This window comes from Pseudoduganella sp. jia 12 (genome assembly GCF_055502675.1).
On record NZ_JBUXKP010000015.1, the window covers coordinates 96838 to 111538 of the forward strand.

General features: G+C 65.7%; 11 protein-coding genes and 1 other RNA gene. 9 read left to right on the forward strand and 3 right to left on the reverse strand.

Features of this window, described 5'->3' with window-relative positions; genetic code table 11:
* Positions 1–140 precede the first annotated feature (140 nt).
* From ribBA to nusB, 3 genes are read left to right on the forward strand one after another with little or no spacing between them, the layout of a single operon-like run.
* Positions 141–1250 carry a bifunctional 3,4-dihydroxy-2-butanone-4-phosphate synthase/GTP cyclohydrolase II gene (gene ribBA / locus ACY65G_RS27145; RefSeq protein ID WP_465000397.1) on the forward strand — a complete coding sequence of 370 codons (1110 nt, stop codon included), beginning with the start codon at positions 141–143 and terminating at the stop codon, positions 1248–1250.
* Positions 1251–1280: 30 nt separating this feature from the next.
* Positions 1281–1769: a 6,7-dimethyl-8-ribityllumazine synthase gene (gene ribH, locus ACY65G_RS27150; RefSeq protein WP_465000398.1), complete on the forward strand. Its 489-nt coding sequence runs from the start codon at positions 1281–1283 to the stop codon at positions 1767–1769.
* Between the two features lie 31 nt (positions 1770–1800).
* Positions 1801–2271 carry a transcription antitermination factor NusB gene (gene nusB, locus ACY65G_RS27155; RefSeq protein ID WP_465000399.1) on the forward strand — a complete coding sequence of 157 codons (471 nt, stop codon included), beginning with the start codon at positions 1801–1803 and terminating at the stop codon, positions 2269–2271.
* Positions 2272–2579: 308 nt separating this feature from the next.
* On the opposite strand, the gene ACY65G_RS27160 is transcribed toward nusB, so the two are convergent.
* Entirely contained in the window at positions 2580–3512 is a 933-nt protein-coding gene (locus ACY65G_RS27160) for a transglycosylase SLT domain-containing protein (protein WP_465000400.1), read from the reverse strand.
* 491 nt (positions 3513–4003) lie between these two features.
* Between ACY65G_RS27160 and ubiD the strand changes: the two genes are divergently transcribed.
* The 6 genes from ubiD (at position 4004) to recR (ending at position 9501) form a co-directional block, all read left to right on the forward strand.
* Positions 4004–5488 (forward strand): 4-hydroxy-3-polyprenylbenzoate decarboxylase, encoded by a 1485-nt coding sequence (ubiD, locus tag ACY65G_RS27165; protein ID WP_465000401.1) that lies wholly within the window; start codon positions 4004–4006, stop codon positions 5486–5488.
* Positions 5489–5525: 37 nt separating this feature from the next.
* Positions 5526–5624, forward strand: an RNA gene (gene ffs / locus ACY65G_RS27170) — signal recognition particle sRNA small type.
* 271 nt (positions 5625–5895) lie between these two features.
* The gene (locus tag ACY65G_RS27175) at positions 5896–8205 is read left to right on the forward strand and encodes a DNA polymerase III subunit gamma/tau (RefSeq protein WP_465000402.1); all 2310 of its coding nucleotides are present in this window, start codon (positions 5896–5898) and stop codon (positions 8203–8205) included.
* Positions 8206–8247: 42 nt separating this feature from the next.
* On the forward strand, positions 8248–8574 hold the full coding sequence (locus tag ACY65G_RS27180) for a YbaB/EbfC family nucleoid-associated protein (RefSeq protein WP_465000403.1): 327 nt from the start codon (positions 8248–8250) through the stop codon (positions 8572–8574).
* Positions 8575–8593: 19 nt separating this feature from the next.
* Entirely contained in the window at positions 8594–8893 is a 300-nt protein-coding gene (locus ACY65G_RS27185) for a YciI family protein (RefSeq protein ID WP_130185510.1), read from the forward strand.
* 17 nt (positions 8894–8910) lie between these two features.
* Positions 8911–9501 carry a recombination mediator RecR gene (gene recR, locus ACY65G_RS27190; protein ID WP_465000404.1) on the forward strand — a complete coding sequence of 197 codons (591 nt, stop codon included), beginning with the start codon at positions 8911–8913 and terminating at the stop codon, positions 9499–9501.
* Positions 9502–9599: 98 nt separating this feature from the next.
* On the opposite strand, the gene ACY65G_RS27195 is transcribed toward recR, so the two are convergent.
* Together ACY65G_RS27195 and ACY65G_RS27200 are read right to left on the reverse strand one after the other, a co-directional pair.
* A complete protein-coding gene (locus ACY65G_RS27195) occupies positions 9600–11738 on the reverse strand; it encodes a putative bifunctional diguanylate cyclase/phosphodiesterase (RefSeq protein WP_465000405.1) in 2139 nt (712 codons plus the stop codon).
* A 1-nt stretch (position 11739) separates the two neighbouring features.
* Positions 11740–14649 (reverse strand): hybrid sensor histidine kinase/response regulator, encoded by a 2910-nt coding sequence (locus tag ACY65G_RS27200; protein ID WP_465000406.1) that lies wholly within the window; start codon positions 14647–14649, stop codon positions 11740–11742.
* Between the last annotated feature and the right edge of the window lie 52 nt (positions 14650–14701).

The following is a 14701-nucleotide window of genomic DNA, read 5'->3' on the forward strand; positions in this document are numbered from 1 at the left end:
GGGTTTGTTGGTTTTCAGATAAGCATGACAGATTGTTTCAATGGAAATCCATTGCAATGGCCGGGGCGGTGGATTGTCGGGTGAAAGCGCGCCAAATCCATTAAAATAGCGGGTTGCGAAACACGCCAAGGATTTATTACATGACTATCTCCAGCACCGAAGAAATCGTCGCCGAGCTGCGCGCCGGCCGCATGGTGATCCTGGTCGATGAAGAAGACCGCGAGAACGAGGGCGACCTGGTGCTGGCGGCCGATTTCGTCACGCCGGAAGCCATCAACTTCATGATCCGCTATGCGCGCGGGCTCGTTTGCCTGACCCTGGCCGAGGAAATCGTCGACCGGCTCGAGCTGCCGCTGATGGCCACCCGCAACGGCACTTCGTTCGGCACCAACTTCACCGTATCGATCGAGGCCGCCGAAGGCGTGACCACCGGCATCTCGGCCGCCGACCGTGCGCGCACGATCCAGGTGGCCGTCGCCAAGGGCACCCAGCCATCCGATCTCGTGCAGCCGGGCCATATCTTCCCGCTGCGTGCGGTCAAGGGCGGCGTGCTGATGCGCGCCGGCCACACCGAGGCGGGTTGCGACCTGACCGCGATGGCGGGCCTGACGCCGGCTTCCGTGATCTGCGAGATCGTCAAGGACGACGGCACGATGGCGCGCCTGCCGGACCTGCTCGAATTCGGCAAGGAACACGGCATCAAGATCGGCACGATCGCCGACCTGATCCACTACCGCAGTGCCAAGGAATGCATGGTCGAGCGTGTGGCCGAACGCGAACTGCGCACGGCGCATGGCGATTTCCGCATGATCGCGTTCCGCGACACGCCGAGCGGCTGCGCCCACCTGGCGCTGGTGCATGGCGACGTGGATGCCGACGACGAAGCCCTCGTGCGTGTGCACCAGCCCGTGTCGATCCTGGATCTGCTGGAAACGGAAGCCACCACGCACTCGTGGAACGTGTCGGCGTCGCTGAAGGCCATCAAGGGCGCGAAGTCCGGCGTGATGGTGCTGCTGAACTGCGGCGAGACGGCCGAGCAGCTGTTCGGCCAGCTGGCCGCGCTGAACAAGGATGCAAAGCCGCAAGGCCGTGCCGCCAGCATGGACCTGCGCACCTATGGCATCGGCGCCCAGATCCTGCGCGCCATCGGTGTGCGCCGCATGAAGCTGCTGGCGAGCCCGCGCAAGATGCCGTCGATGACGGGCTTCGATCTCGAAGTGACCGGCTACCTGGCCAAACCCGAAGCGTAATCCACCCACATACTATATAAGAGGCCCCTCATGACGGTAGGAACCTACGAAACCAATCTGAACGGCGAAGGCCTGCGCATCGGCATCGTGCAAGCGCGTTTCAACGAAGATGTGTGCCATGGCCTGCTGTCGGCATGCCTGGCCGAGCTGAAGCACCTGGGCGTGGCCGATGAAGATGTGTTGCACGTGACCGTGCCTGGCGCGCTGGAAATTCCGCTGGTGCTGCAGAAGATGGCCGAATCCGGCCAGTTCGACGCACTGGTGGCGCTGGGTGCCGTGATCCGTGGCGAAACCTACCATTTCGAGCTGGTCTCGAACGAATCCGGCGCCGGCATCACCCGCATCGGCCTGGACTTCGGCATTCCCATCGCCAATGCCGTGCTGACGACCGAGAACGACGAGCAGGCCGAAGTCCGCATGGCAGGCAAGGGCGCCGACGCGGCCCGCGTGGCCGTGGAGATGGCGAACCTGGCGATCGCGCTGGAAGAGCTGCAGCAGGATGCCGGCGACGAAGAATAAGTGCCAAGAAGAGTAATACTGAAAGAACATCATGAACGATAAAGCTGTACACGCCAACCCAAGCAAGAACCGCACGCCGCGGCACCGCGCCCGCGAATTCGCGCTGCAGGGCCTGTATCAATGGCTGCTGAACAACGAGCCGGCGAAGACCGTGGTCAACAACATCCGCGCTGCCCATGGCTTCGACAAGGCGGACGGCGATTTCTTCGCGGCGCTGCTGTATGGCTCGATCGAGCAATCGGTCGAGCTGCGCGAAGGTTTCGCACCGCTGGTCGACCGCGGCATCGGCGAACTGTCGCCGATCGAGCACGCAGTGCTGCTGCTGGGCGCCTACGAGCTGAAGAACCACCCGGAAATCCCGTACCGCGTCGTCATCAACGAAGCGGTCGAGCTGACCAAGTCGTTCGGCGGCATCGATGGCCACAAGTATGTCAACGGCGTGCTCGACAAGCTGGCGCCGAAACTGCGCGCCGACGAAGTCGCGGCCGACAAGAAGCGCTAATCACCGCGCCGCACGATCCAGCCACCTTCGGGTGGCTTTTTTGTTGCCCGAAAAATGGGGACGTACCCCATTTTTCAGGCAACAAAAAGCAGATGTCCGGCTGCCTGAGGCCACATGACCACAATCGGCTGGCGTGCGTCCGCGCCATCTCGTTGGAAGCAGAGCTTGCCCAAGCGGCTGGAGCCGGATGGCTGCACCGTAATCCTCTATGCCGCTGGAAACATTGCCTGAAAAATGGGGACGTACCCCATTTTTCAGGCAATAAAAAAGCCACCGTGAGGTGGCCTGGGTTCGATGACTGGTCCGGATCACAGGCCGGCCAGTTGTTCCGCTTCGGGCTTGGGCGCTTCGGCCTGGGCAGGCTTGCGTTCGTTGCTTGCGGTGACCGTGGTCGGTGGCGGGGCAGAGGGGCGGGTGAATGTCGGCACTTTCTTGCCAGCGGAAACCTGCTTCAGGCGCCTGTATTCGGCCAGCACTTTCGAGCCGTAGCCATCGTCCGTTTCGAAAGCAGCGGCGCCCACGTAATATTTGAGGCCGGCTTCGACGGAGCCGCCACGCTTCACGTAATCCTTCAGGATCAGCGAGCCGACGCGGATGTTGGCCACCGGGTTCAAGGCGGCCTGGACGCCACCCATGTCCTGGAACTTGTCGTGGTGGACCTTGGACATCACCTGCATCAAGCCCTGCGCGCCCATCGGGCTTTCGGCGAACGGGTTCAGGCCCGATTCGATGGCCATCACGGCCAGGATCAGCAGCGGATCGAGCTTGATCTCGCGCGCCGTCACGTAGGCGGTGGAGACGAGCATATTGGCCGCGTCGTTCGCCACGCGGTAGCGCTTGGACAGCCAGTTCGTGACCCATTGCTGCTGCTTGCGCGTGCCCACCAGGGCTTTTTCCTCGGCCGGTGTCAGTTGCTTGCCGGCGTCCGTGGCGGCGGCGGTGATGGCGGGCGCTTCCATCAGTTCATGGAGCGGCGGCGCCGTGACAACCACCGCCGGTGCGGCCATGGCTGGTGCCGGCTGCTGTGCTGGCGCCAGCGATGCCGTCAGCGCGTGTGCCAGGTCGGGACGTGCCCACAGCACGGCCAGGATGACGAGGGCGCTCACGCCGAAGATCGTGAACGTGTGCTGCGCGGTCGTGAAGACGCTGCGCAAGGTGATGCGCTGCGCGCCGAGGCGCGCGGCCGGTCCGGAGACCAGCGAGCGGCCGGCATTTGCCAGCCCAGTGAAACGATTGATCATAGAACTCCCTGCAATGTCCGTAAAAGCATGGCTTCGCCGCGCGCAGGCGCGCGACACCGTAGCTGTGCAATTGCCGTGCATCAGATGTGTTTATCGTCCGCCGCCGCCGGGGGAGCGCGCGAGCCGGAACGCCTTCATTGCTTGCCTGAGCTGATTCGTTCGGTAAATCAGTCGCAATACAACTTTTTTCGGGGGTAAGGCTGAAAACGCCTTAAGGCAGACGCCTTGGGAAACAACACTCCTAAAATGTTTTATGGAGCCCCGACTCCGTGAATGAACGAGCGACACGTAGTTGGCATTTTTGCCATGTCCTCTTCAAGTAGGTCGAATTGTAGAAGCCGTTTTATATCAAGTCAATACTAACGAAGCAGTTCTTTATAACTTTTAGGTATGATATTGTCGAGCGTAGTTAAGCTAAAACCAATAGAATCAAGTACTTGACCGGAACACTTGACGCCGGCCTTCGACCGAGAAAAAAACGTAAAATTTGTATGAAATATTCAGATCTGCGAGATTTTATTGCCCAGTTGCAAAAAATTGGCGAACTTAAGCATGTTTCGTTGCCAGTTTCACCACATTTGGAGATGACGGAAGTCTGCGACCGCACGTTAAGGGCCGGCGGGCCTGCTCTGCTGTTTCAAAATCCTACAAATTTCGACATCCCCGTATTGGGCAACCTGTTCGGCACGACACGCCGCGTGGCACTGGGCATGGGCGCCGAGAACATGCAGGAACTGCGCCGCATCGGCCACGTGCTGGCGCGCCTGAAGGAGCCCGAGCCGCCCAAGGGATTCAAGGACATCATGGACATGGGCTCGCTGGTGAAAGCCGTGTGGGACATGGCGCCGAAGGAGCTGCGCGGCGCCCCGTGCCATGACATCGTCTGGGAAGGCAACGACGTCGACCTGGGCCGCCTGCCGATCCAGCACTGCTGGCCGGGCGACGTGGCGCCGCTGATCACCTGGGGCCTCGTCATCACCAAGGGCCCCAACAAGAAGCGCCAGAACCTGGGCATCTACCGCCAGCAGGTGCTGGGCCGGAACAAGGTGATCATGCGCTGGCTGGCGCACCGGGGCGGGGCGCTGGACTTCCGCGAGCACTGCATCCGCAATCCCGGCCAGCCGTATCCGGTGGCCGTGGCGCTGGGCGCCGATCCGGCCACCATCCTGGGCGCCGTCACGCCGGTGCCGGACACGCTGTCCGAATACCAGTTCGCCGGCCTGCTGCGCGGCAGCCGCACGGAGCTGGTGAAGGCGATCGGCAGCGAACTGCGGGTGCCGGCATCGGCCGAGATCGTGCTGGAAGGGCATATCTATCCGGATGAAAACCACCCATCGGGCTACGAACACGCGCTGGAAGGGCCGTATGGCGACCATACCGGTTATTACAACGAGCAGGACTGGTTCCCCGTGTTCACGGTCGACCGCATCACGATGCGCCGCGACCCGATCTATCACTCCACGTATACAGGCAAGCCGCCGGACGAGCCGGCCGTGCTGGGCCTGGCGTTGAACGAGGTATTCGTGCCGCTGCTGCAAAAGCAGTTCACGGAAATCACCGACTTCTACCTGCCGCCGGAAGGGTGCAGCTACCGGATGGCCGTGGTGCAGATCCGCAAGCAGTATGCGGGGCATGCGAAGCGGGTGATGTTCGGCGTGTGGAGCTTCCTGCGCCAGTTCATGTATACGAAGTTCATCGTCGTCGTCGACGAGGACGTCGACATCCGCGACTGGAAGGAAGTCATCTGGGCAATCACGACCCGCGTGGACCCCACGCGCGACACGACGCTGGTCGACCACACGCCGATCGACTACCTCGATTTCGCCTCGCCGGTCAGTGGCCTCGGCAGCAAGATGGGCATCGACGCCACGAACAAATGGCCGGGTGAAACGACCCGCGAATGGGGCACGACGATCCAGATGACGCCCGAGGTGAAACGCAAGGTCGATGATATCTGGCAGCAGCTGGGCCTGTAATTTCCTCTTTGCGGCGGGACGGGTTATAATGATGTCTGGCGGGCCCCTGCGCATTGCGGCATGGTTTACCTGGTCAGGTCGGGAACGAAGCAGCCAAAGCCGTTCACCGCAAGTGCCGCAGATCAGGCTCGCCTCCCGATTCCGAAAAAAGCTGCCCGGCAAAAGCTGCCTCGGCAGCTTTTTTTACGCCCGTATTTTTCGGCCCTTATATTGTCCAGCCCGTGTCCACCATGGGGGCAACCCCAAAAGTGGACACGGCCTCGGCGGTAATGGCGAGCGCGCCCCGTTCGGCATGGATGAGCTCGTGTCCGATTCCGGGCCTGGCCCCAAGGTGGACACGGGCCGGGCCGCGGTGCCGGCGGGCTATTGTCGGCCTCATCGTGGCTGGTCTGCGGTAAAATCCCGGCATGTCCTATCAAGTCCTCGCTCGCAAGTACCGTCCCCGCAACTTTGAAACGCTCGTTGGTCAGGAGCACGTCGTTCGTGCACTGACACATGCGCTGGGCACGGGCCGCCTGCATCACGCCTACCTGTTCACCGGCACGCGCGGGGTGGGCAAGACCACGCTGTCGCGCATCCTGGCGAAATCGCTGAACTGCACGGGGCCGGATGGCAACGGCGGCATCACCGCCACGCCATGCGGCGTGTGCGAGGCATGCCGCGCGATCGATGGCGGCCGCTTCGTCGACTATATAGAGATGGATGCCGCGTCGAACCGCGGCGTGGACGAGATGGCGCAGCTGCTCGAACAGGCCGTCTACGCACCGAGCAATGCGCGCTTCAAGATCTACATGATCGACGAGGTGCACATGCTGACGAACCACGCGTTCAACGCCATGCTGAAAACGCTGGAAGAGCCGCCCGAGCACGTGAAATTCATCCTGGCGACGACCGACCCGCAAAAAATCCCCGTCACCGTGCTGTCCCGCTGCCTGCAATTCAATTTGAAGCAGATGCCGCCGGGGCACATCGTGGGCCACCTGGAAAACATCCTCGGACAGGAAGGGGTGACATTCGAGCAGCCCGCGCTGCGCCTGCTGGCGCAGGGCGCGCACGGTTCGATGCGCGATGCGTTGTCGCTGACGGACCAGGCGATCGCCTACGCGGCCGGCGCCGTCACGCTCGATGCGGTGCAGGGCATGCTGGGCGCGCTCGACCAGTCGTATCTCGTGCGCCTGCTCGATGCACTGGCGAACCGCGACGGCGCCGACCTGATGGCCGTGGCCGACGAGATGGCCAGCCGCAGCCTGTCGTACAACGGCGCGCTGCAAGACCTGGGCACGCTGCTGCACCGGATCGCACTGGCGCAGACGGTGCCGGCCGCGGTGCCGGAAGACTTGCCGGAATACGCCGACATCATCCGCCTTGCCGCCGTGTTCGACGCGGAAGAAGTCCAGCTGTATTACCAGATCGCCGTCCATGGCCGCAACGAACTGGGCCTGGCGCCGGACGAATATGCCGGCTTCTCGATGACGCTGCTGCGGATGCTGGCCTTTCGCCCCGGCGTCGGTGGCGCCGAAGCCGCCCCCGGCGGAGCACCGGCCAACACGCCGGTGATGTCCCGTCCGGCCGCGGGTGGCTCGCCAGCCCGCGCAGCCGCGGCCGCCGCCGCGCCATCGGCACCAGCGGCCGCAGCGCGTGCCGCCGCGCCGCAGCCGCCAGCCGCCGCGCCCCGCGCATCCGTTCCGGTATCCGCTCCTGCGCCCGCATCTGCTCCTGCTGCTGCTCCTGCCCCTACGCCAGTGCCGCCGGCACCCGCGGCCGCGGCGCGTCCGTCCGGCCCCGTGAGCCCGGCGCGCGCCGCGATCAACGCGGCGCTCGAGGCGGCCCGTGCCGCCACGCTGGCGCGTACCGGCGGGCGGCCGCCGATGCGCACCGCCGAGCCGGAGGTCGCCCCGCCGCAAACCGCCACGCCACCGGCGCCGGCGGGCGCGCCGGGCAGACCGCTGCCGTGGGAAGAGGCCCAGCCGCAGGGCGAGGCCGCCGTGCTGGAAGCGCCGCCGGCGGTGCAGCCCGTGGAGCGGCAAGTGCGCCAGGCGCCGCCGGACGACGACCTGCCGCCATGGGTCACTGAATTCTCCGACGACAGCGCCGTCGCGGCACCGGGCCATCGCGCACCGCCGGCCGCATCGCAACATGCCGGCCTGCGCGCCGAAGCGCCGGCGGCGCCGGCCTATGCGGCTGCGCCCGCCCGCGCCGAGGCGCCAGCGCCCGCGCCCGCGCCCGCGCCCGCGCCCGCGCCTTCATCGGCGCCCGCACGCCAGCCGGTGCCGGCCCAGGCACCGTATGCCTACGTGGTCACGCCCGTGCCCGAACTGGCATGGGATGGCAACTGGCCGCTGCTGGCGGCGCACCTGCCGCTGCGCGGCGTGGCCCAGCAACTGGCCACGCAGGCCGAACTGATCTCGTGCAAGATCGACGGCAACGCCGTCGTGTTCCACTTGCGCTGCCCGATCGACACGTGGCGCACGGCGCCGAACGTGGAAAAACTGACCGCCGCGCTGGCCGAGCGCTTCGAGCGCCCGGCGCGGGTGGAAACGGAACTCGGCCCGGTGTGGTACACCACCGCCGCCGAGCAGCAGGCCCACCGCGAAGCATGCCAGCGCCAGGCCGAGGACACGGTGCACAACGACCCGTTCGTGCAGGCGATGGTGCGCGAGCTTGGCGCCTTCGTCGTGCCCGGCTCGATCGTGGCACCCGTCACGCCGGCGCACTGACCCGCATAACCCATTCTTTCAACCGATACGGAGAAACACATCATGATGAAGAACCAGCTCGCCGGCCTGATGAAACAGGCGCAAGCAATGCAGGACAACATGAAGAAGGCGCAGGAATCGCTGGCTTCCATCGAAGTGGAAGGCCAGTCCGGCGCCGGCCTCGTGAAGGTCGTCATGTCCTGCAAGAACGACGTCAAGCGCGTGTCGATCGACCCGTCGCTGCTGGCCGACGACAAGGACATGCTGGAAGACCTGGTTGCCGCCGCCTTCAACGACGCCGTGCGCAAGGCCGAAGCCACCGCCGCCGAGAAGATGAGCGGCCTGACCTCCGGCATGAACCTGCCGGCCGGCTTCAAGATGCCATTCTGACCGTTGCACGAGGCGCGCCATGTTCATCGTCACGCTAACGTACCTGAAGCCCAACGAGGAGATCGACGGTCTTCTTGCCGCGCACCGCGCCTTCCTGCGTGAGCAGTATGCGAACGGCATGTTCGTGCTGTCGGGCCGGATGGTGCCGCGCACCGGCGGCATCATCATCGCCGACGCCGACAGCCGCGCCGACGTGGAAGCGGTGATCGAGCTGGACCCGTTCAAGCAGGCCGGCGCGGCCAGCTACACGATCACCGAGTTCGTGCCGACGATGGCGGCGGACGGCCTGGAAACCTACCTGCCCGCTCCCCAGGCCTGAAGACGGTGAACTGATTTATGGCGAAATCGCTGGAATTGCTCACCGAGGCGTTGCGCCGGCTGCCCGGCGTGGGGCCGAAGTCGGCGCAGCGCATGGCATTCCACCTGCTGCAGCATGACCGCGAGGGTGCCGCGATGCTGTCGCGCGCGCTGTACCAGGCCGTCGAATCGGTCAACCACTGCGCACTGTGCAATACCTTCACCGAAGCCGAGGTCTGCGACATGTGCGCCGACGAGGCGCGCGACCGCCGCCTGCTGTGCGTTGTCGAAACACCGGCCGACCAGGTGATGATCGAGCAGACGCTCACGTACAAGGGCCTGTACTTCGTGCTGATGGGGCGCCTGTCGCCACTCGACGGCATCGGCCCGAAAGACATCCACCTGGAAAAGCTGCTGGCCCGCGCCGCGGATGGCGTGGTCGGCGAAGTGGTGCTGGCCACGAACTTCACGAACGAAGGCGAGGCCACCGCGCACTACATCAGCGAGATGCTGAAGGCGCGTGGCCTGGCCGTGAGCCGGCTGGCGCGCGGCGTGCCCGTGGGCGGCGAACTCGAATACGTCGATGCCGGCACGATCGCCCGGGCAATGCTGGACCGGCGCAGTACCTGACTGGAAAAAGTTGCTCGAAAAATGGGGTACGTCCCCATTTTTAGGGAAACATTGCCAGGAAAATGGGGCGGTCCGGCGTTCCGGCGTCCCCATTTCGCTCAACGGGCCGCTACCGCCTCCATCAGCATCGCCCCGATCGCTTCTTCCGTGGACGGGTGCCCGAGCAGGTAGCCCTGCGCGAGGTCGCAGCCATACTGCTGCAGCAGCGCCAGCTGCTCGCCCGTTTCCACGCCCTCGGCCACCACGGCCAGCTTCAGGCCATGCGCCATCGCGATGATGGCGCGGGTGATCGCGGCGTTCTCGGCATCTTCCGGCAGGCCGCTGATGAAGCTGCGGTCGATCTTCAGCGCGCGCACGTCGAAGCGCTTCAAATAATTCATCGACGAGTAGCCGGTGCCGAAATCGTCGATCGACAGGTAGACGCCGATCGCGCGCAACTGTTCGAGCGTGGCCAGCGTGGCCTGCGCGTCGTCCATCAGCGTGCCTTCGGTCAGTTCCAGTTCCAGCAGGCGCGGATCGAGGCCCGTTTCCTCCAGTACCGACAGCACCGTCTGCGCCAGGTTCTCGTCCTTGAACTGGCGTGCCGACAGGTTCACCGCAACGCGTACCGCGCGGCCGCTCTGCGCCTGCCAGGCGCGCACCTGCATGCACGCGGTGCGCAGCACCCAGGCGCCGATCGGCACGATCAGGCCCGTTTCCTCGGCCAGCGGAATGAAGTCGTCCGGCGCGATGATGCCCAGTTCCGGATGGCGCCACCGCACCAGCGCCTCCACGCCGACGAGCTGCGCGCTGCGCACGTCGATCTGCGGCTGGTAGTGCAGGTACAGCTCGTTGTTCTGCAGCGCGCGGCGCAGGCCCGTCTCCAGCTTCACGTGGCCCATGATCTGCGTGGTCAGCGCGGAGCAGTACAGCTTGGCGTTGTTCTTGCCGCAGTTCTTGGCATGGTACATCGCCGTGTCCGCGTACTTCAGCAACGACGTGGCATCGTCGCCATCGTCCGGATACAGCGAGATGCCGATGCTGGCGGTCACGCAGATCTCGTGCCCGTCCAGGTGGAACGGCCGGCGCATCGCTTCCTTGACGCGATGGGCCACGTTCAGCGCGTCCTCCACGCGTTCCAGGTCGGGAATCAGGATCGTGAACTCGTCGCCGCCCAGCCGTGCCAAGTTGTTGCCGCGCCGTTCCGGTGCGCCGCGCGGCGGTTCGCCGCCGGCCTGGTGCGCCACCACGTCGCCGGGGCGGATCGTGTCATGCAGCCGCTCGGACACCACCTTCAACAGCAGGTCGCCCACGTCGTGCCCCAGCGTGTCGTTGATGCGCTTGAACGAATCGAGGTCCATGAACAGGATCGCGAACTTGCGGTCGTGCTGGCGCGAGCGCACCAGTTCGCGTTCCAGCATTTCCAGGAACGCCTGCCGGTTCGGGATGCCGGTCAGGCTGTCGCAATACGCCAGGCGCCGGATCTGCTCCTCGGTGCGCTTGCGCTCGCTGATGTCGCGCACCAGTCCGAGCACTTCGCCGGCGCCCGTGCTGACCAGCCGGGCTTCGAAATGGTGCACCGTGTCGTCGCGCTCCAGCGCATAGTCGACCGAGCGCATCGAGTGCGTGGCGAGCACCGACCCGAGCTGGTCGAGCAGGCGGTCGGCGATCCCGCGCGGCAGCACGTCGCGCACATGCCGGCCCACGCACTGCTGCTCGGTGAACGCGGCGCCGGCATCGTGGCCCTGCTCGTAATCGAGGTAATAGCCATCCGGATTCATGCGGAAGAACGTGTCCGGGATCGCCGCCAGCACGGCGCGGTTGTGCGCATCGGCGATGCGCAGGCGGACGATGGCATCGCTGGCGCGCAGCACATACAGCACGCGGTGGCCCAGGATCGGCCAGTTGATCGGCTTCGACACGAAATCCGTGGCGCCCGCCTCATAAGCGCGCGTCACGGCTTCCAGGTCGTCGTCGCCGGTCACCATCACGATCGGCACCGCGGTGGGGTGGCCGCGGGCCTGCTCGCGGGCGCGGATCGCCCGGCACACGTCGAAGCCGTCCAGCCGCGGCATCTCCACGTCGAGCAGCACGAGGTCGGGCGCGAGCCGGTCGAAGCAGGCCAGGGCCTGTTCGCCGTCTTCGGCTTCGATCGTGTCCAGTCCGACCTGGGCCAGCATCTCCAGCATGAGGAGGCGCATGACGGGATCGTCGTCCGCCACCAGCACGGTGCCGCGTTGAGGGAAGGGCGCTGCCATACTAGGTCTCCTTGACGAACATCGAAGTAAGCGTTTCGCGCACGGCCGTGAATTCCTGCTCCATCGTCGAGAGCAGGGCGGCGGCGCCTCTGGTGGTATCGGTGCGGCCCAGCTGTTCCATGTCCCGGCTCAGCTGGGCCAGCGTGTCGGCGCCGACATTGGCGCTCGACGATTTCAGGCTGTGGGCGGCCTTGCGCAGGGCGCCGGCATTGCCCGCCGCGAGCGCCTCGTGCAGCGACGCGAGCCGCATGGGCGTATCGCGGATGAACGCGTGCAGCACGCGCTGCACCAGGGCCTCGCCCTTGTCCGCGCTGAGGCCGCGGATCGCTTCCAGCGCATGGCGGTTGACCGCGCCGCCGGCCGGCTTCGGTGCCGCCGGCGAGGAGGGTGCGCCGATGCCGACAGCCGCGTCCCGCGCGTCGCCGTGATGGCTCTGCGCCGGGCGCGGCAGCGCGATCCAGCGCGCCAGCGTGCCGGACAGCGCCGCCTGCGTAAACGGTTTCGACAGGTAATCGTCCATGCCTGCCGCCAGGCAGGTTTCGCGGTCGCCCTGCAGCGCGTTGGCCGTGATCGCGATGACCGGCAACTGGCGCGCGCGGCCCTGCTGCTGCTCGTGGCGGCGGATCTCGGCGGTGGCGGCCATGCCATCCATCACGGGCATCTGGCAGTCCATCAGCACCACGTCGAAGTCATCCGCCTTCACGGCCGCCAGCGCTTCCTCGCCGTTGCACGCGGAGCGTACGTCGAGACCCATTCTTTCCAGCATGGCGCTGGCCACTTCCACGTTGACCGGATTGTCCTCGGCCAGCAGCACCTTGTGGCGCCGTCGCGTGGCCGGGCGCGGCTCCGCGGGCGACAGCGATGGCGACAGCAGGTCCGGCTGCGGCGGCGACGCGGTGCGCACGCCTTCGCTGGCGCGCAGCGGCGTGACGATGCAGTCGTACAGGTCGCTCTCGCGTGCCGGCTTGATCAGCTGGAAGGCCACGCCGGCTTCCCGCCGTTGTACCGTGTCGGCCGCGCTGTGCTCGGTGGACAGCAGCAGCAGCCGGGCCGGCGCCAGCGCCGCATCGGCCTTGATTTCCGCCGCCAGCACCAGGCCGCCGATCTGCGGCACGTCCATGTCCAGCAGCGCCACGTCGTACGGCTGGCCGCCTTCGACCGCGGCGCGCAGCATGCGCAGGGCGTCGTCGGCAGTGCCGGCGCTGTCCGTTTTCAGGTGCCAGCGCTCCAGCAGGCCTTCCAGTGCGGCGCGCGTATCGGCGCCGGGATCGACGACGAGGGCGCGCAGGCCCTTCGTGGTTTTCTGGTTGAACGAGGCGTCGTCCACGTCCACGCGGCGTTTGTCGAAGCGCACGGTGAACCAGAAGATCGAACCGCGGGCCAGCCCGTTGTCGACACCGATCGCGCCGCCCATCAGTTCCACCAGCTGCTTGGAGATCGCCAGCCCCAGGCCCGTGCCGCCATGCTTGCGGGTCGTGGAGCCATCGGCCTGCGAGAACGAATCGAAGATGCGCGTGCGCGCATCGCGCGACACGCCGACACCGGTATCGTGCACTTCCACGCGCAGGCCGACCGACTGGGCATCCTCGCAGGTGACGGCGACGCGCACCATGATGCGGCCGGCATCGGTGAACTTGATCGCATTGCCCAGCAGGTTGACGATCACCTGGCGCAGCCGGTTCGGATCGCCGATCACGGCCACCGGGATATCGTGCGCGATCGCGAACTCGAGGTCCAGCCCCTTTGCCTGCGCCTGCGGCGAAAACACGTAGTCGATGTCGTCGAGCAGTTCGCGGAAATTGAAGTGGATGTATTCCACGGTCAGCTTGCCCGCCTCGACTTTCGAGAAATCGAGGATGTCGTTGATGAGCACCAGCAGGTGGTCACCGGAGCGCTTGACCATGCTGGTGTAGTGCCGCTGGCGCTCCGTGAGGCTGGTGGCCAGCAGCAGCTCCGTCATGCCCAGTACGCCGTTCATCGGCGTGCGGATTTCATGGCTCATGGTGGCCAGGAAGGCGCTCTTCGCCTGGCTGGCCGCTTCCGCCGCATTCTTGGCCTTTTCCAGCTGCTCGGTGCGCACGCTGACCTGGCGTTCCAGCTGGTCGCGGTACTGGGCCAGCCTGGCGTCGCGCGATTCGATCTGGGCCAGCATCTCGTTGAAGCTGTCGATCAGCGTGCCCAGTTCGTCGCTGCGCCTGTGCTGCACCGGCGCATAGGTCAGGCTGGTGGACATGCGCTGCGCGGCGGCGATCAATTCCCCGATCGGCTGCGCGATGCCGGCCTTGAAGCGCCTGGCCAGCACCAGCGCCACCACGAACGAGATCGCGGTGGCCAGCGCGGTGATGCCCAGGCTTTCCAGCATGCCGAACCACATGCGGCCGACACCCGCTTCGATCATGACCGCGCCGGCCAGGTTGCCGGCGGCGCCCACCGGGCGCACGACCTGCACCGGGCGGGAGAAAGCCTTGGCGAGGGGCTGCAGGAAGGACTGCCTGAGCGACTGCAGGTAAGGCTGAATAAGGGGCTGCATGAGGGGCTGTCCCCCCGCCTGCGCCGTGTTCAGTGCCGCCAGCACATCGGGCGCCAGCGCCGCGGCGGCGCCGCCGGCCGGGAAGGTGGCGAACGGCTTGCCATGGCGGTCGTACAACACCGCCTGCGTGATCTCGTCATCCACCACGAGTGCCGCGAGCGCCTGTTCGGCCCTTGCCCGGTTGGCATCGAGCAGCGGCGCCACGCTGTTGACGCCGATGACGTCCGCCAGCGATGCAAGCTGGCGGGCCTGGTTTTTCGTGTGACTGAACACGCTGGCCAGGGCGAAAGCGGCAAACACCAGCAGCAGGGCGCTACCGGTGGACAGCACGGTGATGAGGGTGAGTTTCCTGCTCAGGCCTGATTTTTCGAAGTTCAGCATTGTCGGCCCCGGTGAAAGATTCCATCAGGAAAGACTTTAACTGTTCAGAAAA